This window comes from Bacillus sp. SA1-12, from assembly GCF_000981385.1.
Taxonomy (GTDB): domain Bacteria; phylum Bacillota; class Bacilli; order Bacillales; family Bacillaceae; genus Metabacillus.
Genome location: NZ_LATZ01000119.1, coordinates 128944 through 153728 on the forward strand (window position 1 = coordinate 128944; position 24785 = coordinate 153728).

Annotated in this window: 24 protein-coding genes; 18 read left to right on the forward strand and 6 right to left on the reverse strand. The window is 37.6% G+C overall.

Translation table 11 applies throughout. From position 1 onward, the window contains the following. Window positions 1-142 precede the first annotated feature (142 nt). From WQ54_RS20055 to fdhD, 4 genes are all read right to left on the reverse strand, one after another. Complete coding sequence (locus WQ54_RS20055) at window positions 143-676, reverse strand: YceI family protein (RefSeq protein WP_046586700.1); 534 nt, start codon at window positions 674-676, stop codon at window positions 143-145. Window positions 677-887: 211 nt separating this feature from the next. Further along, complete coding sequence (locus WQ54_RS20060) at window positions 888-1118, reverse strand: hypothetical protein (protein ID WP_046586702.1); 231 nt, start codon at window positions 1116-1118, stop codon at window positions 888-890. A 12-nt stretch (window positions 1119-1130) separates the two neighbouring features. Then, the gene (moaA, locus tag WQ54_RS20065; protein WP_046586704.1) at window positions 1131-2150 is read right to left on the reverse strand and encodes a GTP 3',8-cyclase MoaA; all 1020 of its coding nucleotides are present in this window, start codon (window positions 2148-2150) and stop codon (window positions 1131-1133) included. 60 nt (window positions 2151-2210) lie between these two features. Beyond that, complete coding sequence (gene fdhD / locus WQ54_RS20070; protein WP_046586706.1) at window positions 2211-2999, reverse strand: formate dehydrogenase accessory sulfurtransferase FdhD; 789 nt, start codon at window positions 2997-2999, stop codon at window positions 2211-2213. Between the two features lie 629 nt (window positions 3000-3628). Between fdhD and WQ54_RS20075 the strand changes: the two genes are divergently transcribed. The 7 genes from WQ54_RS20075 (at window position 3629) to WQ54_RS20105 (ending at window position 12281) form a co-directional block, all read left to right on the forward strand. Beyond that, window positions 3629-4900: an OFA family MFS transporter gene (locus tag WQ54_RS20075; RefSeq protein ID WP_046586708.1), complete on the forward strand. Its 1272-nt coding sequence runs from the start codon at window positions 3629-3631 to the stop codon at window positions 4898-4900. 72 nt (window positions 4901-4972) lie between these two features. After that, entirely contained in the window at window positions 4973-5332 is a 360-nt protein-coding gene (locus tag WQ54_RS20080; protein WP_046586709.1) for a DUF2294 domain-containing protein, read from the forward strand. Window positions 5333-5689: 357 nt separating this feature from the next. After that, window positions 5690-8050, forward strand: coding sequence for an FdhF/YdeP family oxidoreductase (locus WQ54_RS20085; RefSeq protein ID WP_046586711.1), 2361 nt, complete (start codon window positions 5690-5692; stop codon window positions 8048-8050). Window positions 8051-8741: 691 nt separating this feature from the next. Next, a complete protein-coding gene (locus WQ54_RS20090; protein ID WP_046586712.1) occupies window positions 8742-8978 on the forward strand; it encodes a hypothetical protein in 237 nt (78 codons plus the stop codon). A 214-nt stretch (window positions 8979-9192) separates the two neighbouring features. After that, window positions 9193-9633: a DUF6376 family protein gene (locus WQ54_RS20095; RefSeq protein ID WP_046586714.1), complete on the forward strand. Its 441-nt coding sequence runs from the start codon at window positions 9193-9195 to the stop codon at window positions 9631-9633. Window positions 9634-9789: 156 nt separating this feature from the next. Next, a complete protein-coding gene (gene fabF, locus WQ54_RS20100) occupies window positions 9790-11025 on the forward strand; it encodes a beta-ketoacyl-ACP synthase II (RefSeq protein WP_046586715.1) in 1236 nt (411 codons plus the stop codon). Window positions 11026-11183: 158 nt separating this feature from the next. Next, a complete protein-coding gene (locus tag WQ54_RS20105) occupies window positions 11184-12281 on the forward strand; it encodes a PRK06851 family protein (RefSeq protein ID WP_046586717.1) in 1098 nt (365 codons plus the stop codon). Between the two features lie 42 nt (window positions 12282-12323). On the opposite strand, the gene WQ54_RS20110 is transcribed toward WQ54_RS20105, so the two are convergent. Then, complete coding sequence (locus WQ54_RS20110) at window positions 12324-13007, reverse strand: SIMPL domain-containing protein (RefSeq protein ID WP_052737885.1); 684 nt, start codon at window positions 13005-13007, stop codon at window positions 12324-12326. Window positions 13008-13169: 162 nt separating this feature from the next. On the opposite strand from WQ54_RS20110, the gene WQ54_RS20115 reads away from it, so the two are divergent. After that, on the forward strand, window positions 13170-13439 hold the full coding sequence (locus WQ54_RS20115) for a DUF1292 domain-containing protein (protein WP_046586719.1): 270 nt from the start codon (window positions 13170-13172) through the stop codon (window positions 13437-13439). 32 nt (window positions 13440-13471) lie between these two features. Here the strand turns inward: WQ54_RS20115 and WQ54_RS20120 are convergent, their stop codons facing one another. Beyond that, on the reverse strand, window positions 13472-14041 hold the full coding sequence (locus WQ54_RS20120) for an NUDIX domain-containing protein (RefSeq protein ID WP_046587306.1): 570 nt from the start codon (window positions 14039-14041) through the stop codon (window positions 13472-13474). A gap of 191 nt (window positions 14042-14232) precedes the next feature. Here WQ54_RS20120 and WQ54_RS20125 point away from each other — a divergent pair, with 191 nt between their 5' ends. The 10 genes from WQ54_RS20125 (at window position 14233) to WQ54_RS20170 (ending at window position 24773) form a co-directional block, all read left to right on the forward strand. Beyond that, window positions 14233-15390 carry a CapA family protein gene (locus tag WQ54_RS20125; RefSeq protein ID WP_046586721.1) on the forward strand — a complete coding sequence of 386 codons (1158 nt, stop codon included), beginning with the start codon at window positions 14233-14235 and terminating at the stop codon, window positions 15388-15390. Window positions 15391-15994: 604 nt separating this feature from the next. Next, complete coding sequence (locus tag WQ54_RS20130) at window positions 15995-17029, forward strand: LacI family DNA-binding transcriptional regulator (protein ID WP_046586722.1); 1035 nt, start codon at window positions 15995-15997, stop codon at window positions 17027-17029. 420 nt (window positions 17030-17449) lie between these two features. After that, entirely contained in the window at window positions 17450-18463 is a 1014-nt protein-coding gene (locus WQ54_RS20135) for a Gfo/Idh/MocA family protein (RefSeq protein WP_046586723.1), read from the forward strand. 14 nt (window positions 18464-18477) lie between these two features. Next, window positions 18478-19722: a sugar ABC transporter substrate-binding protein gene (locus WQ54_RS20140; RefSeq protein WP_046586724.1), complete on the forward strand. Its 1245-nt coding sequence runs from the start codon at window positions 18478-18480 to the stop codon at window positions 19720-19722. Between the two features lie 59 nt (window positions 19723-19781). After that, entirely contained in the window at window positions 19782-20723 is a 942-nt protein-coding gene (locus tag WQ54_RS20145; protein ID WP_084822203.1) for a carbohydrate ABC transporter permease, read from the forward strand. Next, window positions 20723-21550, forward strand: a complete 828-nt coding sequence (locus tag WQ54_RS20150) for a carbohydrate ABC transporter permease (RefSeq protein WP_046586726.1) — start codon at window positions 20723-20725, stop codon at window positions 21548-21550. The genes WQ54_RS20145 and WQ54_RS20150 overlap by 1 nt, the downstream gene beginning before the upstream one ends. A gap of 71 nt (window positions 21551-21621) precedes the next feature. After that, complete coding sequence (locus WQ54_RS20155; protein WP_046586728.1) at window positions 21622-22590, forward strand: sugar phosphate isomerase/epimerase; 969 nt, start codon at window positions 21622-21624, stop codon at window positions 22588-22590. 23 nt (window positions 22591-22613) lie between these two features. Continuing rightward, window positions 22614-23774, forward strand: coding sequence for a Gfo/Idh/MocA family protein (locus WQ54_RS20160; protein WP_046587311.1), 1161 nt, complete (start codon window positions 22614-22616; stop codon window positions 23772-23774). Between the two features lie 93 nt (window positions 23775-23867). Beyond that, entirely contained in the window at window positions 23868-24209 is a 342-nt protein-coding gene (locus WQ54_RS20165) for a DUF1835 domain-containing protein (RefSeq protein ID WP_046586729.1), read from the forward strand. Window positions 24210-24287: 78 nt separating this feature from the next. Beyond that, a complete protein-coding gene (locus tag WQ54_RS20170; protein ID WP_046586730.1) occupies window positions 24288-24773 on the forward strand; it encodes a hypothetical protein in 486 nt (161 codons plus the stop codon). Window positions 24774-24785 lie beyond the last annotated feature (12 nt).

The following is a 24785-nucleotide window of genomic DNA, read 5'->3' on the forward strand; positions in this document are numbered from 1 at the left end:
AATTGTCCCTTGCTGGGTGTTTAGCTCCAGCACCTAGCCCCCGAGCCATAAGCCAATTTAGAATTGAAGGTAAAGAGCGCGCATTCTATTCTAAATTGTTTTATGATTTTCGGGGCGGAGCAAGGCGCATGTGCTTTCATTGTTAAGCTTGTTTAGCAGCTTGAATTTGTAATGAAATCTTAATTTGATCTCCAACTAAAACTCCGCCAGCTTCTAACGGAGCATTCCAAGTTAGCCCATAGTCACTTCGTTTGATTTTTCCTTCAGCAGCAAAGCCTGCTTTTTCATTTCCCCAAGGATCAATTCCAGTCCCTTCAAACGCAACGGTGAAGATTTCTTGCTTTGTCACACCGTGAAGGTTTAGATCACCTGTAACAACGTATTCATTTTCATCCGTGTTTTCAATGTTTGTTGCTTTAAATGTTAAAGTAGGTTGATTTTCAACATCGAAAAAGTCAGCAGAGCGTAAGTGATTATCACGATCTTCGTTTCTTGTATCAACACTTGCAAGATCAACAGTAAATGAGATTTCAGCAGTTGTTAAATCAGACGGATCAGCTTCAATTTCTGCTTGAAAGCTTTGGAAACCACCTTTTACTGTTGCAAACATCATATGCTTTACAGAAAAATCAATACTGCTGTGTGCTGGGTCAATGTTCCATTTTGTTTTAGCCATTTTTATCTCCTCCATAACTAACTCGATTTAAAATATCTTGATTTAAAGATTTATTACTCTGAAATAAATTATAGAGTCAGTTGTTAATAATGTCAATGAAATATCTAATTAATTTAGAAAAAATAAAAACCCCTTACAGATAATCGTCTTTCTGTAAAGGGTGATTTCACTCATATTCTAATTCTAAACATGCAATTGCTATTTTAAAAAATTAATTTTCAATAAATGCAGCGATTTTTTTGTTGCGAATTTCTCTTTCCTCCATTGTGGCCAAATCATACTTTTTTAGGAAATGGAACAGTTCATTTAGTTCATTTTGGCTCCGAGGGACGATTAAATAGTTAGCACATTTCTCCGCTAATTCCGGTAAAAGAAACGGGGACTGTTCCTCAAGTTTTTTCTTCACATCTTCTAATGAATGATCAATGGTACAATAGCTCACCTTTCAATCCTCCTACCCCCCGATATGGGACATTTCAATTTTTTTCCGCTTAGTTGAAGCTTTACTGCGTTCAACTGAGTAACGGTCTTTTCTGTCATGCCAAATTGTTTTAAGAAGCTCTGTTAGTTCTTGGTCAGAATGGCCTAATCTTATGGGAGCACGTAAATCATGGCCTTTAGAAGCAAATAGACATGTATACAATGTACCGCTGGCTGATAGACGCGCACGGTTACATGTTGAACAAAAAGCATCCGATACTGAGGAGATAACACCTATCTCATCATTGGAACCTATATACCGATAGCGAGTAGCCACTTCACCTGTGTAATTCGGTTCGATTGCTTCAAGTGGCATGACTTGATGGATATCTTTGATAATTTGTTTTTTAGGGTAAACTTTTTTAAGGTTCCATTGATTGGTATTGCCAACATCCATGAATTCGATAAAGCGTAATATATGGCCCTTTTTTCGAAAGAATTTAGCCATAGGAATAATTTCATGCTCATTCATTCCGCGTTTTACAACCATATTGATTTTTACCTTTAATCCCGCATCTGCCGCGGCATCTATTCCTTCAATAACTGACTTAACAGGAATATTGCGGCCATTTATGTTTCCGAACAATTCGTCATGTAAAGAATCCAAACTAATGGATACACGTTTTAAGCCAGCTTCTTTTAATTGTTTAGCATATCTAGGAAGGAAATAGCCGTTTGTCGTCATTGCAATATCCTCTACACCATTAATTTGGCTTAAGTTTTTAATGAGTGCTGGCAAATCCTTTCTCATTAAGGGTTCTCCGCCGGTAATCCTAATCTTTTGCACCCCTAATGAATGAACAAAAATGTTGGTTAGACGTACAATTTCTTCATAAGATAGAAGCTCATCTCTTTTTAAAAACGGAAAGTCTGGTCCGAATATTTCTGCAGGCATACAATAGGTACAGCGAAAATTACATTTATCGGTAACTGAAATTCTTAAATCACGAAGCGGGCGGTTAAAGTGGTCATAAATGGAGTTATTTGTTTTCAAGATTCATTCCTCCCTTCCTTTTATAACGTTTCTGCAGACGGTATTATACAATCTAGCTTATCATTCAGTGATTCTCTCAGGGTGTGAATAAATGTTGAATGATTGCCCGCGGATAAACCCAACTGCGGTAATATTTAAGTCATCCGCAAGTTTTATAGCAAGATCAGTTGGTGCTGATTTAGAAAGAACAATACCAACCCCGATTTTTGCAGCCTTTACCAGCACTTCTGACGAAATTCTGCCACTAAAGACGATGATTTTATCACGTACAGAAAGTTGATTCATTATGCTATATCCAAATAATTTATCTAAGGCGTTATGTCTGCCAATGTCTGTCCGAGTAACAATGATCTGATCATGGGTACACAATGATGCATTGTGAGCACCGCCGGTTGCTTGAAAAACAGTACTGCTATTCTGCATATCATTCATTAGCTTTATGCATTGGTCAGGATTAATTGTTAGTTTAGTCGTTGCCGTTTTTGCTGTTCGGGCATCATTTTGAAAATAAAACTGTCTGCTTTTACCACAGCAAGAACCAATAAACCGTTTTGAATAAAATTGCTGGCTGGTTGTAACGTTCGCATGTAAAGTCACATGGGCATAACCGGCATGTTCATCAATCGTTAAGGCCTTTATATCATCTAGAAACCGGATCACACCTTCTGATGCCAAAAAACCGATAACAATCTCTTCAAAATGGTCAGGAGTGCAGACCATAGTAGCGAATTCTTGATTATTAATGAAGATAGTTAAAGGAAATTCAGTTACGATATCATCTACAGTATCAAATAATTGACCGTTTGTATATTTCCTTATTTCCTGCTGTACACTTATTTTTTTTATCATACGATTCACCTGAATTTTAAGATTAATAAAGTATAAACATAATCTAAATTATTAAACAAGTATAAAATTTGGATACTTATGGATTAAGATAAAAACATAATAAAATGAGCTTGCAGAACCACAAATAAAATGGTAGTATTTTTATACAAGTTCATGATTTTGTAACATTTTGTCTCGTGATAGCGATCCTGTCTACGATTCAGCATGGTACATATTTGAAAGCGATTAACTGTTGGTCCGATAGTAGCGAATCCTGCTTGATACTAACCGTCAATTACCATTAAGATGTGCAGCGCTTTTTACGCATATTTTATTGGAGGTTGGCGGTTTTCTTATGTAGTCTTTGAAAGATTTTTTCTTGGTTTTAACGGGCAGCAGCCCCCATTTATTGATAATAATAATTTAAATAGATAAATGAGGGGTGATTGTCCGTAAAGATCTGATATAAAAAGTGGAGGATAGCCGAGTAACTCTTTTCAATGTCCTGTGCCTATGTCGGCACTTGTACGTCTAATACTTTTAGGAATCCTCCACTGATGAAAGTAATGCATTAGAATCTTTTTATAGGTTTGCTTTTTCTGTGATAAGAAAAGGAGCCAAACCACTGTTAATAACAAGGGGATGAATGTGTGAAAAAAACAAAAAATCGTTGGCTTATTGCTGCTTCTGCTGTTGGAATCCATATTTCAATAGGATCTGTATATGCATGGAGCAATTTTACAACTCCATTAATGAAAGAATTTGGCTGGACAGCCCAGCAGGTCCAATTAACATTTAGTTTGGCTATTTTATTCCTTGGCTTATCTGCTGCTTTCCTTGGTCATTTTGTAGAAAAGTACGGACCAAGGGCATCCGGATTGCTTGCTGCTGGATTTTTCGGTGCAGGTATTATTGGTTCTGGTCTAGCTGTTCATCTGAGCTCACTGCCGTTTCTTTATGTGACATATGGTGTTTTAGGTGGAATAGGTTTAGGTGTTGGTTATATTGCACCTGTCTCAACATTAGTGAAATGGTTTCCGGACAGGAGAGGACTTGCAACAGGATTAGCCATTATGGGGTTTGGTTTTGCTGCGGCAATTAGCAGCCCTATTATGGATACACTAATTAAAACGGTTGGTACAGCTAATACTTTTTATATTTTAGGAGCTGCATATTTTGTCATTATGTTGTTATCTTCTTTATATTTAGAGAAACCTCCTGCTAATTGGGCTCCTGAAGGGTTCAAAGAGAAGCTCCAATCTGGAAAGTCTAGAATTAAACAAGATCTTTCCCAATTAACTGCAAATGAAGCTGTAAAAACAACAAGGTTTTATTATTTATGGTTCATGCTGTTTATAAATGTTACTTGCGGGATTGCGATCCTTTCGGCTGCGAAGCCATTAGCACAGGAAAGCATTGGCCTTTCAACAGTTGAAGCTGCGGCACTTGTAGGGATTATGGGGATATTTAACGGGCTTGGCCGCATTGGCTGGGCATCTATTTCCGATTATATTGGCAGACCAAACACATACACCACCTTCTTTGTTTTACAGATTGTTTTATTTGCTTTACTGCCGCAAACGTCTGAAGCTATCCTATTCCAAGTAATGTTAGCTGTGGTTTATACATGCTATGGGGGAGGATTCGCGGCGATCCCAGCCTATATTGGCGATTTATTTGGCACAAAGCAGCTTGGTGCAATTCATGGATATATTCTTACAGCATGGGCAGCTGCGGGTTTAGCCGGGCCAATGTTCGCTGCATGGATGAAGGATACAACTGGAAGTTATGCTTCAAGCTTAACTTTTTTTGCCGGATTGTTTGTTATTGCGCTTATCGTATCCATCTTAGTTAGACGCGACATTCAGAAACTGGAGAAGCAAAGTTCATCTGCTGGGACAAAGAGCACTATTGCTGGATAAAATTAGTTTTAAAAGGATCAATAATATGGTAAAATACCTCATGCTATTACCTCTAGTAAGTAGGAGGATTTCATGAATAAGTACGAGGCAGAATTCAGTAATATCGTAAGGTCATTTAGAAAAAAGCATATGGGTAAGGGGCCAAGTAAAATCACCACAACCTTTTGTAAAAACTGGGCCATATGTGAAATGGAAGGGAATCTATCCCCCGTTGAAAAATTTATCGCAAGTGCAACTGAAGGAAAACAAGCATTGCGAGAGGCAAGAACTGAAATGGTAAAGCAAATGTACAAAAAGAATCCACCAGTTGAGATGGAGGAATTTTTAGGCTGTAAATTTGTTGATCTATTTGTTGATATAGATATTGATAGAGATTTCGGAATGTCAATATTCGTTTTTGATGAAGATCTACAAGAAAAATATTGTAAATAAATAGGTATGGCACTTGGTAGCGACCCTGCAAAAGACTAACCACCGTTTTTCCAACAAAGAGATTTGCGAGGAAACGGTGGTTTTTTATTTTCAGCTAATTCATCCTTTTGGTTGATTGAAACATTATGTTAATTTGTACGGGCGGGCCTTCTGCTAAGTAAAGTGAAATGAATGAAAACCCACAGGTCAGAGGAGTTTCCGTCCCACCCGCTTCGATGATAAAACCTTATGAAGAGAACAACAGGAAGTTTAATAGACCCTATTTTTAGGGCAGGAATAGATAGAAGTTTGCAGAAATAATTATTCTAAAAAGTAAAATCTCAGACTTTCTTTTTTAATAGATTAGGAGTGAAAATAATGGGAAAGACAAAGCATCAAGGTCCTATAAAAGCGACGAAAACACCACAACCTGAACATTGGGTCAGTCCAATTCCCTTCGGTCTAGGAAAAGTAAAACCTCAGCACTTCCGCGATACAATGAAAATTGCCTGGGATAATCGAGATAATATAGGGTATGCTACACGGATTTTAACACAGGGGGTTTGTGATGGTTGTGCATTAGGAGTTTCTGGGCTTTATGATCAGACACTTAAAGGACCGCATGTTTGTACGACCCGACTAAACGTTCTTCGTTTAAATACAATGCCGGGAGTGAAAGAAGAAATCCTTCATTCTGACATTGATGAATTGCGAAAATATAGCAGTACAGAATTGCGTAAATTAGGCCGTATTCCATATCCGCTTATACGTCGAAATGGTGAAAGAAGATTTTCGAGGATAACCTGGGATGAAGCAATGGATCTCATTGCAAAAAAAATGAAGCAATTGGACCCGAAACAATATGCTTTTTATTTAACAGCAAGAGGGATTACTAATGAATCTTATTATGTTGCAGGTAAAGTAGCGCGTTTTTTAGGGACAAATAATATAGATAATGCTTCAAGGATCTGTCATTCGCCAAGTAAAACTGCATTAAAGCGTTCAATCGGTGTTGGCGCATCGACTGCCAATTATCAGGATTGGTTTGGGACGGATGTTCTTGTGTTCTGGGGAAGTATTGCTTCAAATTCTTCACCTGTTTCAACAAAATATATGCTTGAAGCCAAAAAAAGAGGAACAAAGATCATTGTGATTAATCCATATAAAGAACCAGCAATGGATCAATATTGGATTCCCTCAAATATGGAGTCAGCCTTGTTCGGGACAAAAATTGCTGATGACTTCTACCAGGTGAATATCGGCGGAGATATTGCTTTTATGTACGGAATAATGAAGCATTGGTTTGAAATGGAAGAAGCGGAATATGGGTCTGCCGTTAACCACCAATTTGTTAATGAACATGTAAATGGCTATGAGGAACTAAAGTCAAAGGTTCAAGAGCATTCATGGACTGATGTTATTAAATCCTCAGGGGTTACAAAAGAAAGAATGATTGAATTATCCGAGCTGTTAGCTGAGAGCAAGAATGCTGTATTTGCTTGGGCCTTAGGTTTAACGATGCACTCTTTTGCTACAGATAATATTTCACAAGTAGCGAATCTTGCTCTTTTACGAGGTTTCTTAGGAAGAAAGAATAATGGATTAATGCCTTTTAGGGGACACTCCTCTGTACAAGGTTCAGGAGAAATGGGTGCTGATCCCTTTGTATTGCCAGGAAGCGGGTTCGATGCTGAGAATATTAAGCGGATGGAACAAATATGGGGGTTTGAGATTCCAAACTGGCAAGGTGATATCGTTGGTGTAACCTTAGAAAATATCCTGCTGCCGGACATGAATGAGCGAAAAGTCAAGCTCTACTATTTATCAGGAGGAAATTTCCTGGAAACTATGCCTGATCCAGATTTCGTAGAAAAAGCTTTATCTGAACTGGATATTCGTATTCACCAAGATATTATCCTAAACACTTCCACCTTAGTAGATGCAAAGGAAGCAGTTCTTGTTCTCCCAGCGAAAACACGCTATGAACAAGAAGGGGGAGGGACATCCACTTCAACTGAACGGATGGTTTATTTTTCTCCAGAAATTAATGGTAACAAAAATAGTATCTTGGAAGCTCGTGCAGAATGGAAGATCTATATAGATCTTGCCAAACGGGTAAAACCTGAATCTGCCCATTTAGTTGACTTTAAAACCGGTCAAGATATTCGAGATGAAATTGCTATTGCGAACCGAGATTATGAAGGAATTCAATATCTTAAGAATCAAGGTGATGTGTTCCAATGGGGAGGAGCATGGTTATGTGAGGGCGGAATTTGTCAAACACCAGATGGCAAAGGGAATTTAATTCAAGTGGATATTCCTGACTTAGGGAAAAAGGAAGGACAATTTGTTGTAACATCACGTCGAGGAAAACAATTTAATTCAATGGTCTATAAAGAAACCGATCCATTTAATGGAGCAAATCGTTATGATGTTTTAATGAATAAGCAGGATGCCATAGAATTAAGTATTACAGAAGGCGAAGGGATTGTTGTATATAATGGTTTCGGTGTTTTCCAAGGCAAAGCAAAATTTGTCGAAATAGCAAGAGGGAACTTAGAGGTTCACTTTCCAGAAGGGAATTTCTTATTGCCAAGAGGCAGGTATGAAAAATACGCTGGTATTCCTGATTATAATATTACAGTTAAAGTAGAGAAGGCGGATCAATTTAATGCCCGTAAGGATGTACAATATTTAGAGAAACGGATTGAAGAGTTAGAAATTGATGCACCTGTATAGAAGTGAAGTAGATTATATAACATAGTTATTATATGGGGCTGGCAGATTCGTGTCAGCCCTTTGTTTTTATTTCGCAATCTTAGACAGTAAAACCCACTTATTGAACCCTCGATTTATCACAATCTTAACGGGCAAAAAAACCTTATTTTAAGAAACTTAAGAAGTATGATATGTGGGATAACTGCCCATAAGTTCCGATAGCTCTTGCTTTATTCTTCATCATTGATTTCACCATCACCAATTTCATCTTCACCGGGAGCATCATCACAAGCAACAACAGATGTTGCCAGAATACCAGCAAGTAAAAGAACCAATAGCTTTTTCATTGCATTCATCACCACCTTTAAATAGCAAGTGTGTATGTAGGTTGTGTTATTATTGAATGAATTATGTGGCAACTACTCAAAATTTAGAAATCACATATAAAAGAAATTGATTATATTTTTAATATTTTGAAAAAACAGCATCATCGACCATTAAAACGTGATAAAATAGAAAAGCTCTTATCTATATTTTGGGGGTTAAGGATGGAAAAAAAAGCGAAGCGCTATTTAGAATTATATGTGCAATTTTCACAAGAATTGGGAAGATTTTTAACGAAATCTGAACAAGAATTTTTGAAATGGCTTGTGATCAAAGAATAATCTATACATAACTTTGTTTTAAGCTGTCTCATAAAGGACTGACCATTATGAGACAGCTTCTTTTTTTGTGTTGTTTTCGAAACTTGTTGTTAGTTGAACAAAGAAGTGATTATTATAGTGTTTTACTTGAAGCATATGGTAGAATCATTAGCAATGAGCGGCGTATGATCGAACTTGCAAACATAAACTTTGAAGGGGAATTTAATCTCTTTGTATTTATGTCACATGTTGATTGGATCGGATTTGCTAGTCTCTGCGGCAGCATCGAGACAGTGGGAACCTAGGGAGGTGCATAGCAAATAAGTGGCACCCGTCCCGCCTGCTTAAGATGGAGAGCGCGTAAAACCAACAGACTAGTTTAGAGTACCTAAAAAGACTATAATTTTTTGTAAAGTGCCTATTTCATAACACTAAATATTTTCAGTTAGATGATAAAAATTTGAAACTTTTCATATAGTAACCCGTATTAATGTTATACCCCCTAACGAGAGGAGTTTAATGGTGAAAAAATTATTTTCTGTTGCAGTAATTTTCGCAGTAATGTTGTTAAGTGCCTGTTCTTTTTTAGAGGATGTGAATAATTCAGTTGATTATGCAGGTGAAGCACAAAATTATCTTGAGTCATTAAGTGATTTCGCTCAGGAAGCACCTCAACTGGTCCAAGATGCTGCAGTTGATTCAGAGGCTAGACAAAAACTTGAAGAGCAATTGAATATAGTAGTTGACGAATTAAATGCGTTCAATGAATTAGAGCCTCCTGCAATTGCAGAGGATATTCATCAAGATATCGTAGTCAATAATGAAAAATTATTAGAAGAAATCAATACAGCGATGGAGAACGGAGAATTAGTTCTTGAAGAGCTTGAGAATTCTGAAATAATGAATACAGTAAATGAGATTACCTCATTAATGGATTCAATAGAGAACTTGGAATTTTAAACGTGCTCACTTCTGTGAGACTTTTTTTTTATATAAAATTAGTATAAAATATACTTGCTACTAAGACCAAGTAACAACTATATTAAAATAATTTTTAAATGATCATTAAATGATAATATACTAGAATAAAGATAGAGATGAAGGGGAGAAACAAAAATGAAAAAACGAGTCGTTATTACTGGCATCGGAGCCGTTACGCCTGTTGGCAATGATGCATTTTCTTCATGGGATCAGATAAAAAATGGGAGTTCTGGTATCGCGCCTTTAACCCGAATTGATGCTGAAAAATTCAATGTTAAAGTAGCTGGAGAAGTTAAAAACTTTGTTCCAGAGGAGTTTATTGATCATAAGGAAGCTAGAAGAATGGGAAGATATATCCATCTTGCAGTAGCAGCTAGTAAGATGGCGATTAAGGATGCTGGTGTACGTATTGGTGAGGATGTTGATCCTGAGCGAATAGGCGTATGGATTGGATCAGGTATTGGTGGACTTGATGAATTTGAACAGCAGCACAAGAGATATTTAGCAAAGGGACCGAAGCGGGTAAGTCCGTTTATTATTCCAATGTTTATTCCTGATATGGCAGCAGGCAGAGTTTCAATTGAACTTGGGGCAAAAGGAATAAATAACTGTTCAGTCACTGCTTGTGCCTCTGGAGCAAACTCCATTGGGGATGCATTTCGTGTTATTCAAAATGGTCAAGTAGATATGATGGTAACAGGAGGAACAGAGGCAGCAATTACTGAGATGACAGTCGCTGGTTTTACAAACATGACAGCCTTGTCTACAAATCCAAACCCTGGTACAGCCAGCCGTCCTTTTGATAAAAATCGTGATGGATTTGTTATTGCTGAGGGTTCAGGCATTGTGATATTAGAAGAGCTTGAGCATGCGGTAGCACGTGGTGCTAAAATTTATGGAGAAATTATTGGATATGGAGCAACTGGTGATGCATATCATATAACAACTCCGGCACCAGAAGGTGAAGGCGGTCAACGTGCAATGAATCTGGCATTAAAAGATGCTAATCTCTTACCAGTGGATGTGGATTATATTAATGCACATGGGACAAGCACGTATTATAATGATCTTTATGAAACTCAGGCAGTTAAAGAAGTTTTCGGAAAACATGCATATGAACTTGCTATTAGTTCTACTAAATCGATGACAGGTCACTTACTGGGCGCTGCTGGTGCCATTGAGGCAATCTTCTCGGTTATGGCAATCAAGGAAGGGGTCATCCCTCCAACGATTAACTTTGAAACTCCAGATGACGAGCTTGATTTGGATTATGTGCCAAATCAAGCAAAAAAGGCGGAAGTAAATGTAGTCTTATCCAATTCATTTGGGTTTGGCGGTCATAATGCAACATTAGTTTTTAAAAGATATTAAAATAATGTTCTTAGAAAAGGACTATCTCAGTAGATTTGAGATAGTCCTTTTCATTTGATTGAACTTACAATAATCTAACATACTATTTGAAAATAGGCATTCACCCTTGTGAGATAATCTACATATGTTAGGAGAAAAGGCGTGAAAGGGTGAAATTAATGTGTTCTTATGTTCGTCATTATTATGCTGGCGGGAATACAGCGAAGGGATTTTATAGTCTTTATGATTCAGTATTAGAGGATGTTGAACGTTTGTTTATTCTAAAGGGGGGTCCTGGTACTGGGAAATCCTCGCTTATGAAAAGAATTGGCGAACATATGGAAGGTAAAGGGTTTGATATTGAATATCTGCATTGTGCATCCGATAATCATTCAATTGATGGGGTCATTCTCCCTGCCTATAAGGTTGGTGTTGTCGATGGCACTGCCCCGCATATCATTGAACCTAAAGCACCTGGGGTTATTGAAGAGTATGTAAACCTTGGGGTTGCTTGGAATTCACAGCAGCTTTTAGTCAATAAAGAAGCGATTCTCCAATTAAACAAGGAAATTTCTAATAAATTTGCTTTGGCTTATGAAACATTCGCCGAAGCGTTACGTGCTCATGATGACATTGAGGAAATATATATCGCAAATATGGACTTTGCCGAAGCAAATAAGCTTTCACAAGATTTGGTCTCTCTTTTCTACGGTAAAGACCAACTAGATAAAAAACCAAGCATTAAACATCGGTTTTTAGGTGCCGCTACTCCCCTAGGAGCAGTTGATTTTATTCAGAACTTAACGGAAGACATTGAAAAACGTTACTTTATTAAAGGTAGAGCTGGGTCTGGTAAATCAACAATGCTTAAGAAAATTGTTGCCGCTGGTGAAGAAAAAGGCTTTGATGTAGAAGTCTACCATTGCGGATTTGACCCTAATAGTCTTGATATGGTTATTTTGCGGGAAAAAGGTATTGCCATATTTGACAGTACGGCTCCGCATGAATATTTTCCTGATCGTGATTCAGACGAAATCATCGATATGTATGAAAGATGCATTACAGCTGGTACAGACGAAAAATATGCAGAAGACATTGCAAGAACAACGAAAGCATACAAAGATAAAATGAAGGAAGCTATTTCCTACTTGGCAGAAGCAAAAGTACTTCGGGATAAGCTAGAGGCATATTATATAGCAGCCATGGATTTTTCAAAGGTGGAAGAGATTCAACAAAACATCTTGAAGGAAATTGAGATGTTTATTGATAAGAAATAGTTTGCTTGAAAAGGCGGTCATATCTCTTGACCGCCTTTCATTTTAATATTGAAATTCGGTAGAAACTCTGGCTTCAATTTCGATTTCTCTCCTTTGAATTGGTGGAGCTGCTTGAAAGGATGATTCTGGAGCAGCAGATAAACTTAACTCCTTTGGCGAGATAGCAGAAGGAACTTCCGTTACTTTCACTGGCGGCTGCTTGACTGTAACACCTAACTGCTCTCCAAGCTTTACCGCTTTTTCAGTAGCATTTTTCATTGCAAGCTGTAACGCCTTTTGGTAGTAGGTCTCTTCATTTGTGACTTCAAACCGTAAGCTTCCTGCCATATTAGCTCCAGCCGAGACGGCTGTTTTATAAATGACGCCAGCATCTTCAATGTCGCGAACAGTAAGTTCGAATACGTGCTGGATTTGATATCCTCTTAAAATTGATTTTCCTTCGACAAAGTCATAGATTGGCTGGATGGTATAGGATAATGTTTGAATATCATCATCAGACACTCCAATCTTTTTAAGCGCCTCAATAACTTGTTTCGAACGCTTGGAATTCTCATTTTGTGCAGCCTCAACATCTTTATTTTCCGTCATTACCCCGATATTAATGATTGCTTGGTCAGGTATAACAGTTAACCGTCCAGCTCCATCAACAGACATTTTACCTTGTATCTGTCTAAAAGATCTTTCGGAGGAAGGATAATATACATATGGTGTTTGAAAATAATTCATGAATAACATCCTCTCTTTTTAATAACCGATTTACCAATGAAAAGGATTGAATGTTCTATACAAAGGTATGCTTCAGGATAATTTATGAATACAAGTTTTCGTTATGGAAAAACTATATAAGTAATTTTTTGAAGATGTACGTTTAGAAAGGATTGATTATCAATGGATAAAATTCAAATAGGGGAAGTTTTTACGATTACAGACGAAAACGATCAGGAAAATGAAGTCGAAGTTTTAGCTGCGATCAATTTAGATGGTACTGATTATGTTGCTGTTGGTTTTGTCGAAGATTTACAAAATGAATCAGAAGAGGACATCGACGTCTTTTTTTTAATGGTGGATGAGGAAGGTGACTTTTCACCAATTGAAAGTGATGAGGAATTTGATAAGGTTTCAGCTGCATTTGATGAATTAATGGATGAAGAGGACTAGAGAGGGGATTCCCCTCTCTAGTTATTAAATTGCTATAAGATTCGAAATAGGACATGGTCATCAAGTGGTACAAAAGGATTAGTATCTTTAAGCAATCCTTCGGTTTTTCCATTGTAAGCAAGATGGATGAGCCATTTTGTGAAAGGAGCGACATTCATTGATTCGGTTTCTTCTATACTGTAGAAGCCGGCTTCATCTGATTCTATCCCATCTGGACTAGGAATTCCCTCAAGATAATCCATTGCAAAAGCAATATATAGATTATGCACACTACGCGGAAGGTCACGAATTGCTACAACGCTTCTTACCTTTGCTTTAATACCTGCCTCTTCTTCAACCTCACGTACAATTGTATCCTCAATTGATTCTAATTGCTCAATATATCCGCCAGGATTTGTCCAGTAACCTTTTCCGGGGTTATGTGCGCGTTTTACCAATAGAAATTTACCGTCTTTTATTACTAACGCTCCGACACCGATACTATAGTCACCCCAAAAAATAAAATCACAGCTAGGGCATGCCTTTCTGAATGTTCCATCGATGTCCCGATTCTCTAATGCATCTCCACATTTTAAACAGTAATTTGCTGACAAACCTAACATCCTCTCTATATCAAAAAAATAAATGTAGTAGTCAAATTCGACATTATGAATCAAACTCCTTTGCTTATTTAATAAAGAATGTAAAAATAATGCTAAACACAATCGTTTAAATAAAAAGCTGACAAATCGACCTTTGTCAATTAGTGAGAAAAATGGTAAATTTAAAGGAGGTTTAAGTAGAAAAAGGAAGAATGATGATGAAAATACGATTATTTTGTTGGATACTAGTACCACTGCTTATTATCGTTTCGATTTATTCATTTGTTCAATACAAATCGATTCAAGAGAAGAATACCGATTCAAGAAAGAAACAACCAATCGAAGAGATTGAGCAGCCAGCTAAGCTGTCAGAAACACCTATTGCAGCCTCTGCAGCAACTCTATCTGCTATTGGAGATGTGCTTATTCATGATCGGGTATATAACCCGCAACATCTTGGTAACGATCAGTATGATTTTATGCCCTTGCTTGAACCTGTTAAATCCTCTATCGGAACCTCTGATGTAACTGTTGCAAATCAAGAATCAATGATTGGCGGAGCAGGAATTGGACTTTCAACTTATCCTTCGTTCAACAGTCCTCATGAAGTGGGGGATGCATTAAAAGAAAGCGGTGTAGATATTGTTACCATGGCTAACAATCATACGTTAGACCGGGGAGAAGAAGCGATTCAGAATGCTATTAACCACTGGAATAAGATAGGAATCCTTTATACTGGTTCGTTTGTCTCACCAAAGGATCACATGACCATTCGAACGATAGAGAAGAATGGGATTAAATTCTCTTTTTTAGCATATACCTATGGGACAAACGGGATTTCTATACCAGAGGGTAAGTCATATCTTGTTAACCTAATAGATATGGAGAAGATAAAAAAAGAGATTGTACTTGCTAAAAAGATATCTGATGTCGTGGTGGTAAGCCTTCATTTTGGAAAGGAATATGAGAGGCTGCCAAATGATGAGCAAAAGCAAATAGCTCGTCAAACCGCAAATGCCGGTGCTGATATCATTATCGGCCATCATCCGCATGTCTTGCAGCCGATTGAATGGATCACAAGAGAAGATGGTAAACGTACAATTGTCGCCTACTCACTCGGTAATTTTTTAACAGGACAAACTAACGACTATAAAGATCTCGGCGGGATTATGCAGATAAAGGTTGAAAAGGTTGAGGTAAATGGAAAAATGTCAATTACATTAAAAGATCCTGCGTTTTTACCAACTTTTGTGAATCAAAAGTATATTGTTGCTCCTCTTCATCAGGTAAAAGGCAAAACTGAAGTTTATGAAGAAATCAAAAAACATATGTCACAATGGATGCCAGAGCTAAAATTTTCACTTCAATAACGTGAGCTGATTTTTATAAGTTGGTTTCCTCCTTTGTTCTTACTTTTTTAATCAATCATTGAGGGAACGGGGGATGACCAACTTAAAAAAATTGTGGTAAGTTATCAAGGGCAGAAAAATAATCAATTTGATAAAATATGATCATATAGATTATTAAATTACATTTTATTAAAATAATAACAGATTAACCACAACACAAAACCTTCTTAAAACATATCTTGATGAACGTACCTCAATAATCAAAAAATTCTAAAAATAGATTGACTTCGACTTTTCTCATATGATATATATCTAATTAGCTAGTTGAGGGTGCAGAAGATATTACTCAATCTTAAAGGACAGAAAAAAATACATACTTCAGAATAAAGAAGGAAGTAAATAAGTGCTGGATAAAACTGCCCGAAAAAATCGGACGAAGGGTGGTTGTCCAAGTCAGGTAATACATATAGTTGCGGCAGTTTAACCATGATGAGTCTCAGCACTACCAACAGAGAGGTTAGCGAGCTAACTTTGCCACGTCCAATGGCATAGCCAAACTTGTGTATCATGTCCTTCTAAAACTAGCTGATGGAAGTCTCACTTTATAGGATATGTGGTGATAAACATGAAAATTACGGCTAAAACAATTGCTGAACAGCTTGGGTTATCCATTGCCACTGTCGATCGGGCACTAAACAATAGGGGAAAGGTAAGTCCAAAAACCTTGAAAAAAGTGTTAGAAAAAGCAGAGGAATTAAACTATAAACCAAATATGTCAGCAAGCTTGCTTTCCCGAAAGAAACAGATACTTATTGCGATTGTTTTTCCAGTTTATCCTGAATATTTTTGGAAAGAAATCGAAATCGGAATCATGAAAACCTATAAAGATTTACGTGATTTTGGATTTGAAATTGATATTATAAGAACTAAGAAATTTGATATCGAGGAACAAGTAAAGGTTGTGCAAGACATTATTAATTCCGGAGATTACGATGGACTGGTTCTTTCAGCTAATGATGCAGCCCCATTAATGCAAGTTATAAATGCTGGAATTGAAAGCGGTTTCCCTATTTACACATTCAATAATGATTCTCCTTTAAGTAAAAGAATATCGTATGTTGGTGCAGATTATCAAGATTCAGGCCGTTTAGCTGGTGAGTTATTGGAACGATTTACACATAACTCCAAGAAATTTGCATTAATTACCGACAAAATGAATACATTTCAAATGCAGCAAAAAGTACTTGGGTTTATTGATTACTTAACACAATGCAATGGAATGGAATCTATACGGCCCTTAAAGATTAGTAATACTGAATTGTCTAATTTGATTATGGAATTAAAGCAAGACATAGAACAAGTTGATGGTATTTATGTTGCTACAGGTGCTCTTGCAGAAGTGGCTCGCGAAATAGAGAAAATGAAACTATCGAAGAAACCAATTTTAATTGGCCATGATATGAATAAAGAAATTCACCATTATCTCCTAAATGATGTTATTACAGCTACGATCTGCCAAGACCCGGTATATCAAGGGGCTTTAGCAGTCAGAAAGGCTTTTGATCATTTAATGCTGGAAGAACCAATTAAGGTAGTTGAGGATATTGTTAAGCTTGAAATCGTTACAAAGGGTAATGTGAAATATTATATTCATGACTGATAATCGTACCTTATAAGCGAAAATATATAGGCTGCTCTTTAATGATCATAATAAAAGATCTATCCCATGTTTATTCTAGGCCTTTTCTATGAGATTGCAGTTTTTAAAAAGGCTCTTTGAGAAACTGTTTCATGTAAATTGGAGCTGGTTGCGAGAATCTTGAAAGGCAGATGGACAGGTGAGACTGATGCAGGCGATTACTCCTAGAAGGCTCTCCGTCCTCCCTGCGGTAAGCTTGCTTCTTAAACGGAGATCAACCTTCCGCACTGCTTGCTAATTTGCAAAAAGTTTGCGAAAAGAGTTTTATACAAAAATGAGGTACGATAATCAATTTTTCTTGAAAGGATGTGGTGCATAACAAAACTTCGTAACATGATTAATTGATTCATAGAATGACTAAATTAGGAGAGTGATAGTTGTATGAACAAGTTAAAAGTGATCCAAATTGGTGTTGGCGGTTTCGGACAATCCTGGCTGACCATTTTGAAGGATTTTGACGAAATCGAGCTCGTTGCCATAGTGGATGTTGATGAGAATAATATTCAAAATGCAATAAAAGCTCTAAACGATGAAACTGTCCTCAAATTCCAAAATCATTTAGAAGCCTTTGAACAGGTTCAAGCAGATATTGCCATTATTATTACTCCTCCGCAAACCCATAAGCAGTTAGCAATCGATGCATTAGAAGCAGGAATGTATGTTTTCATGGAAAAACCTATTACCCACACCTTTGAAGAAGCGATTGAGCTAGCAAATCAATCAAAACAATACGAGAAATTTATTATGATCAGCCAAAATTACCGTTGGAGACCAGAAATTGAAGCGATCAAAAATTGTATTCAAGCAGGAACAATAGGAGCTGTTGAATACGGAGAATGGAATTTTAGAAGAGCGACAAAATTTGGCGGCTGGCGTGATCAATATAGTGAGATTTTAATAGAGGATATGAGCATTCATCACTTTGATTTATTAAGACATATTTTAGGCAAAGAACCTTCATCTATTTATGCAAAGAGCATGAAACCTTCATGGAGCTGGTTCGGCGGCAATGGGGTTGCGAGCGCTATCATTAAGTTTGATGATATCTTAATCAATTATTTTGGCAGCTGGGTTACTCGCGGAAATGAGACTTCATGGAACGGAGAGGTTCGTCTTGTTGGCAGTAAAGGAATCGTAGAACTCATAAATGATGTACCAATGCTCACACTTGAAGATGGTATGACAACAGAGCTGAAACTGCCAAAAATGCGCTATACAGATCGGGCATTTTCCATCTACGAGATGATTGAAGCAATAAAGGAAAATCGAAAGCCAATTACACATATTGAAGATAATCTTAAGAGTTTTGCAATAGTAGGCGGAGCTTTAAAGTCGATTAAAAAAGGAGCAGAAGTTGTTGTTTTGGAGAATAAAAGCACTGAAGCAATAAAATAAAGGGGGCATTATTAATGAAGGCGCAATGGAAGATGTTAAGCGGTCTTTTATTATTAGTGGTCATTGCACTTGTTGGTTGCAGCGATGAAGCAAGTAATGACAGGGGTGAGCATGATGTTATTACATTAAGGGTCTGGGATTATTTGAGCCCAGATTCTCCATCGGAAAAAGAGCAATTAGAATTGCTTCGTACTTACGAAGAAAACCACCCGAATATTAAGTTTGAGCGAACGTATTTTCCATTTGCGGATTTAAAAACAAAGCTTCTTCAAGGTATTGCCGGTGGTGAATTACCAGATATCGTGCTAATCGATAATCCTGATCATCAAGCCTTCGCATCAGCTGGGGTATTTGCAGATATTTCAAAGGAAGTGGCAGAATGGGGACAGGCAGATCAATATTTTGAAGGTCCAAAAGCTTCAACGATGTTAGAAGGAAAGTATTATGGCATCCCTAATAACAGTAATGCTCTAGCCCTTTTTTACAATAAAGATTTGTTTAAAGAAGCGGGAATATCTGAACCGCCTAAAACATGGGATGAATTAAAAGATGTCGCAAAAAAACTAACAACTACTGATAGAAAAGGTTTAGCCATGGCGGCCACCAAAAGCGAAGAAGGCACATTTCAATTTCTTCCCTTCTTATGGCAGGCAGGTGCAGATTTAAATTCCATGGACAGTCCAGAAGCAATCTCGGCAATGAAATTTATTCAGGACATGGTGAAGGAAGGTTCAATGTCAGAAAATATTGTGAATTGGAATCAGCAAGATGTTCTTGTTCAATTTCAAACTGGTAAAGCAGCTATGATGGTAAATGGTCCCTGGCAGTTACCTACGCTTAGAGAAGAATCGAAGGATTTAAACTGGGATGTCACACTTATGCCAATAGGAAAAACATCTGCCTCGATCCTTGGAGGTGAAAACTGGGCTATTTCTGCTACTTCAGAACATAAACAAGAGGCGTTTGATTTTATCACTTGGTCTCAACAGCCTGATGTATTAGGACCGATGCATGAACTTGGCGGTCGTTTGCCAAATCGAGAAGATGTTGCCGGAGATAAACAATATGAGTGGAACAAAGATGAGCAATTGCAAGTATTTGTCCAACAAATTAAAACATCAAAACCGCGTGCTTACGGAACAAAATATCCTGAAATCTCAACCGTAGTTCAGGAAGCGATTCAACGATCAATCTCTGGTGAGGATGTTGAAAACATAATGCAAGAATCTGCTGAGAAAATAGCGCCTTTATTACAATAAGTTTTTAATTGCTTAAAAATAAAAGTATCTTACAAGGAGTAAGCAAAGGAGGCATAACTATGGAAGCAGATACAAGAATTGAAACGAATAAAAGGGTTGGTACTGAATGGCAGTTCGGACCATTTATAAAAAAAACACTGCCTAAATATCTATTTATTATACCTGCCTTTCTTTTTGTCGTCATTTTTATGCTCTATCCAATTTTCTATAATCTATTTATTAGCTTTCAAGACTTTACGATCTATAATTTGAAAGGCGAAAAACCGTTTATAGGATTGGAAAATTACAGGCAAATCTTTCAAGATGAAAGATTTTTCCCAGGATTGAAAAACACAGTGATTTATACCGTTTCATGTATCGTTTTCCAGCTTTCGATAGGATTTTTATTAGCATTGTTTTTTAATCAGAGATTTCCGCTCCGTAACTTTTTTCGTTCGATTTTGCTTTTAGCTTGGATGACGCCGCTAGTCATAACCGGTACGTTATTTAAATGGCTTTATGATGTAGATTATGGTGTCTTCAACTATTTTCTTGTCCAAATGGGCTTGATCAATGAGCCGATCAACTGGTTGGGGCAACAAAGCACTGCGCTGCTAGCGATTATTATTACAAATATCTGGATAGGTATTCCCTTTAACATGATTCTCTTATTGTCAGCATTGCAAGCGCTGCCAAATGATGTGTATGAGGCGGCAAAAATAGATGGTGCTTCAAGGCTTCAGTCCTTCTTTAAAATAACAATTCCGCTTTTGAAACCGGCAATCTTGGTTATTCTCGTTCTAGGGATCATTTACACATTTAAAGTGTTTGATATTATCCTGATCATGACTGGGGGAGGGCCTGTGAATGCTACACAAGTATTACCGTTTTTGGGATACGAGCTGGCATTTGTAAACTTTAAGTTTGGACTTAGCGGTGCAGTAGCGACCGTCATTCTCTTAATCTTAACTTGCATTTCTCTTGTTTACTTATATTTGATCAGGAAGGAGGAGTCCTTGTGATGAAGTATTCAGCAAGACAATATGGGATGTTTTTCATTGCATTGATCATAACGCTAGTGTTTCTATTTCCAATTTATTGGATGATCACAACATCGGTAAAACCAATACAAGACGTGTTTGCTGCTCCTCCGATGATTTTTCCTGAGACGGTTCAGTTTGATGCGTACATTAAAAATATCATTGAGGATCAAAGCATCTTATTATACTTAAAAAATTCATTCATCATCGCAGTTGGCACAGCAGTTCTTACTCTTCTGCTCGCTTTGCCTGCAGCATATGCCATGGCGCGTTTTCGCCTAAAGGGGAGCGAAATCTTTTTGCTCATTCTGCTGGTAACGCAAATGGTGCCTGGGATTATGACAGCGATGCCGCTATTTATCATGTTTAGTAAATTCAATTTGCTAAATAGTTATGCAGCATTAATTATCGGAAATACAACACTTGCATTGCCATTTGCAATTTTGATCATGAGACCGTTTTTCCTATCTATTCCAAAAGGGCTGGAGGATGCAGCCGTCATAGATGGTTGTAATCGGTTTACAGCATTTGTAAAAGTTGTTTTACCGTTAACAAAGCCAACATTACTAACTGTTGGTACGTTCAGCTTTTTATTTGCATGGGGTGATTTGATTTTTGCCTTATCCCTTGCAACGGATGAAAAAATTCGGCCGCTTACAATGGGACTGACAAAATTTATTGGTCAATATGGAACACAATGGGACGGTCTGATGGCAGTGTCAACAATTGCTGCCGCACCAATTATTATCATGTTTATTCTTTTACAAAAATACATTGTAAGCGGAATCACAGCAGGATCTGAGAAATAAAGAAAGAATTAATTTAATAGATAGGAAATAGCATATACAATATTTTCAATGAAGGTAGGGGAGATATCAAGATGAAACTTGGAGTTTTTGCTGTATTGTTTTCAGAAAAGTCGTTAGATGAGGCATTAGATTTTATAAAGGAATCAGGTCTTGAAATGGTAGAAATAGGTACAGGTGGATATGTAGGCAATGCACATTGCAATCCTGCAGAATTATTGGCTGATCAAGCAAAGCTGGCAACGTTTCGAGGTGCATTCAAGTCACGCGGCATCCAGATTAGTGCATTGAGCTGCCATGGTAATCCGCTGCATCCGAATAAGGCAATTGCTAAAGAGCATCATCAAGTTTTTCAAGATACAGTACGACTTGCCTCAAAACTAGGTATTGAAAATGTTGTAACATTCTCTGGCTGCCCTGGAGAATCGGATTTTTCTTTGCATCCAGTATGGATTACATGTCCATGGCCAAATGATTTTTCAGAGGTTGTTGACTGGCAATGGCGGGAAAAGGTCATTCCTTATTGGCGCGAGCAACATGAATTTTTAGAAGAACACAATGTTCGTGTTGCAGTTGAGCCACATCCGGGATTTGCCGTTTATAATACTGAAACATTGCTTCGTTTGAGACAGGAATGCGGTGAGCAAATTGGCGCTAATTTTGATCCAAGCCATTACTTTTGGCAAGGGATGGATCCTGTCGCATGTATAAAGGCTCTTGGTAAGGAAAATGCATTATTCCATTTCCATGCAAAAGATACAAGAATCGACGGACAAAACAATCCGTTAAACGGTGTGTTAGATACAAAAAGCTATAAGGATATCGCAAATCGTTCTTGGGTGTTCCGCACAGTAGGCTATGGTCATGGTGAAGATACGTGGAGAGAAATCATTAGCAGCTTGCAAACAATCGGATATGATGGCGCGATCAGCATCGAACATGAAGACGGGCTTATGAGCGTTGAAGAGGGCTTCACAAAAGCGGTTGAATTCTTACAAGATAAACTAATTAAGGAAGGAGCAAAAGAGCTGTGGTGGGCTTAACAAAAAAACAAGTAAGAATCGGAATGATCGGATATAAGTTTATGGGTAAGGCACATTCACATGCTTATAGAGATGTTTCTTTCTTCTTTGATCCAAAGGCTGAACCTGTTATGCAGGCCATTTGCGGGCGGAATGAAGAAGGAGTGAAGCAAGCAGCCGAAAAGATGGGATGGCACAGTTATGAAACGGATTGGCGAGAGCTGATTAAACGCGATGATATTGATCTCATCGACATTGTGACCCCTAACAACAGCCATGCTGAGATTGCCATTGCCGCGGCCGAAGCAGGCAAGCATGTCTACTGTGAAAAGCCATTGGCTATGACACTGGAAGAATCGAAGCGAATGCTTGAAGCAGTCCAAAAAAATAACGTGCTTCACATGATTAATCATAATTACCGATTTGCCCCGGCTGTACAATATGCAAAAAAATTAATTGAAAGCGGAAGGCTTGGGAAAATTTATCACATTCGCGCCGCTTATTTACAGGATTGGATCATGGATCCGAGTTTCCCTCTCGTTTGGAGATTAAGCAAAGAAACTTGCGGTTCTGGTTCACATGGAGACTTAGCGGCCCATATTATTGACCTTGCCAGATTTTTAGTTGGAGAATTTAAAGAGGTTAATGGAATATTAGAAACATTTATTAAACAGCGTCCAATTGTTGAAGAAAGTTCAGGATTGAGCGGAAAAGCTTCTGCTGAGAAGATGGGAGCAGTTGATGTTGATGATGCAAGTGTATTTATTGCCCGCTTTGAAAATGGGGCAATTGGCACATTTGAAGCGACTCGTTTTGCTGCGGGAAACCGAAATGGAAATCGGTTTGAGATAAATGGGGAAAAAGGTTCTATCCGTTGGAATGTCGAAAATTTGAACAATTTGGACGTCTATTTCCACGACGATGAACCAGGTTTACAAGGTTTTAGATCGATCAATTGTACTGAAGAAGTTCACCCTTATGCTAGTGCTTATTGGCCTTCTGCCCATATTATTGGGTATGAGCACACGTTTATTAATTTAATTGTCGAATTGCTAAACGGAATTCACAACGGTTACAGCCCTTCACCTAATTTTGAGGATGGGGTTAAAAATCAAGCTATTCTGGAAGCTGTTGAACGCTCCTCTGAAACAAGAAAATGGTTAACGATAGCAGATTTACTAAAAAAAGAAACGATAGAAAAATAATAAACAAAAAATTAAGTTAGGGAATGTCCCCTCATTGGGGACTGTCCCTATTGTTTTGTAAGCTGTTAGTATTACACTTGGGATGATAAACAGATGATACATATCGTTAATGGTGATATTCTGGCGAGTAAGTTACAAGGAATAAGCGGTAAAATTATTAATTGGAGAGAAATGTATGATTTTGGTCCCTTACATTCGTCATGGTCAAATGAGGAGTTGATTAAAAAGAGAGCCGATTTTTTTGAGGAAAAGCTAGAGATCCCATCGTCATTATTTATTACAAATTGTTACAAACAATTAGCTCAGTTGAATGAGATCACACAAGATGAGGAAGTTGTCCTCTGGTTTGAGCATGACCGTTATGATCAAACCATGCTCATGTACATTCTTACACAATTAGCGAATCGCCATCACCAAAATTTATCGATTGGTTAGCGTTAATTCTTATCCAGGAATCACTCCTTTTTACGGATTAAGTCAATTACATAGTAATCAGTTAATGGAACTATTTCATTGCAGAAAAAGCGTCTCAGGCAAGCAGGGTGGAGTGCTTATGCTTCGTCTGAAAGAGGGGAAGTAAAAGAATGGGAAACAAACCTTGATCATGAATTGCCTTTTCTGTTGGATGTGTTAAAGAGACTTGAGAGCTATTTTCCTTCAGTTAATACAGGATCAAACGAGATTGAGTATATAGCTCTTAAAGCTATTAAAACAAAATCTGTATCTTTTCGGGATTTATTTCAACATATTTCCCCTTCTTTACAGGATGAAGGCTTAAGTGATCTGCAACTATCTGAAATGTTAAATGAATTCATTAAGGGTGATCAAGCATTATTAAGCACCGATGGTTTGCTGCCAAAGTATGGGTCAGAGCGATATAATCCTACATTGACCATCACCTCCTTTGGCGAACTTGTTTTGTCCGGGGAAGCAAATCGCCTTGATTTAATCGGTATTGATTGGTGGATTGGCGGTGTTCATTTGCAACAACCAAAATAAACATGAGCCCCC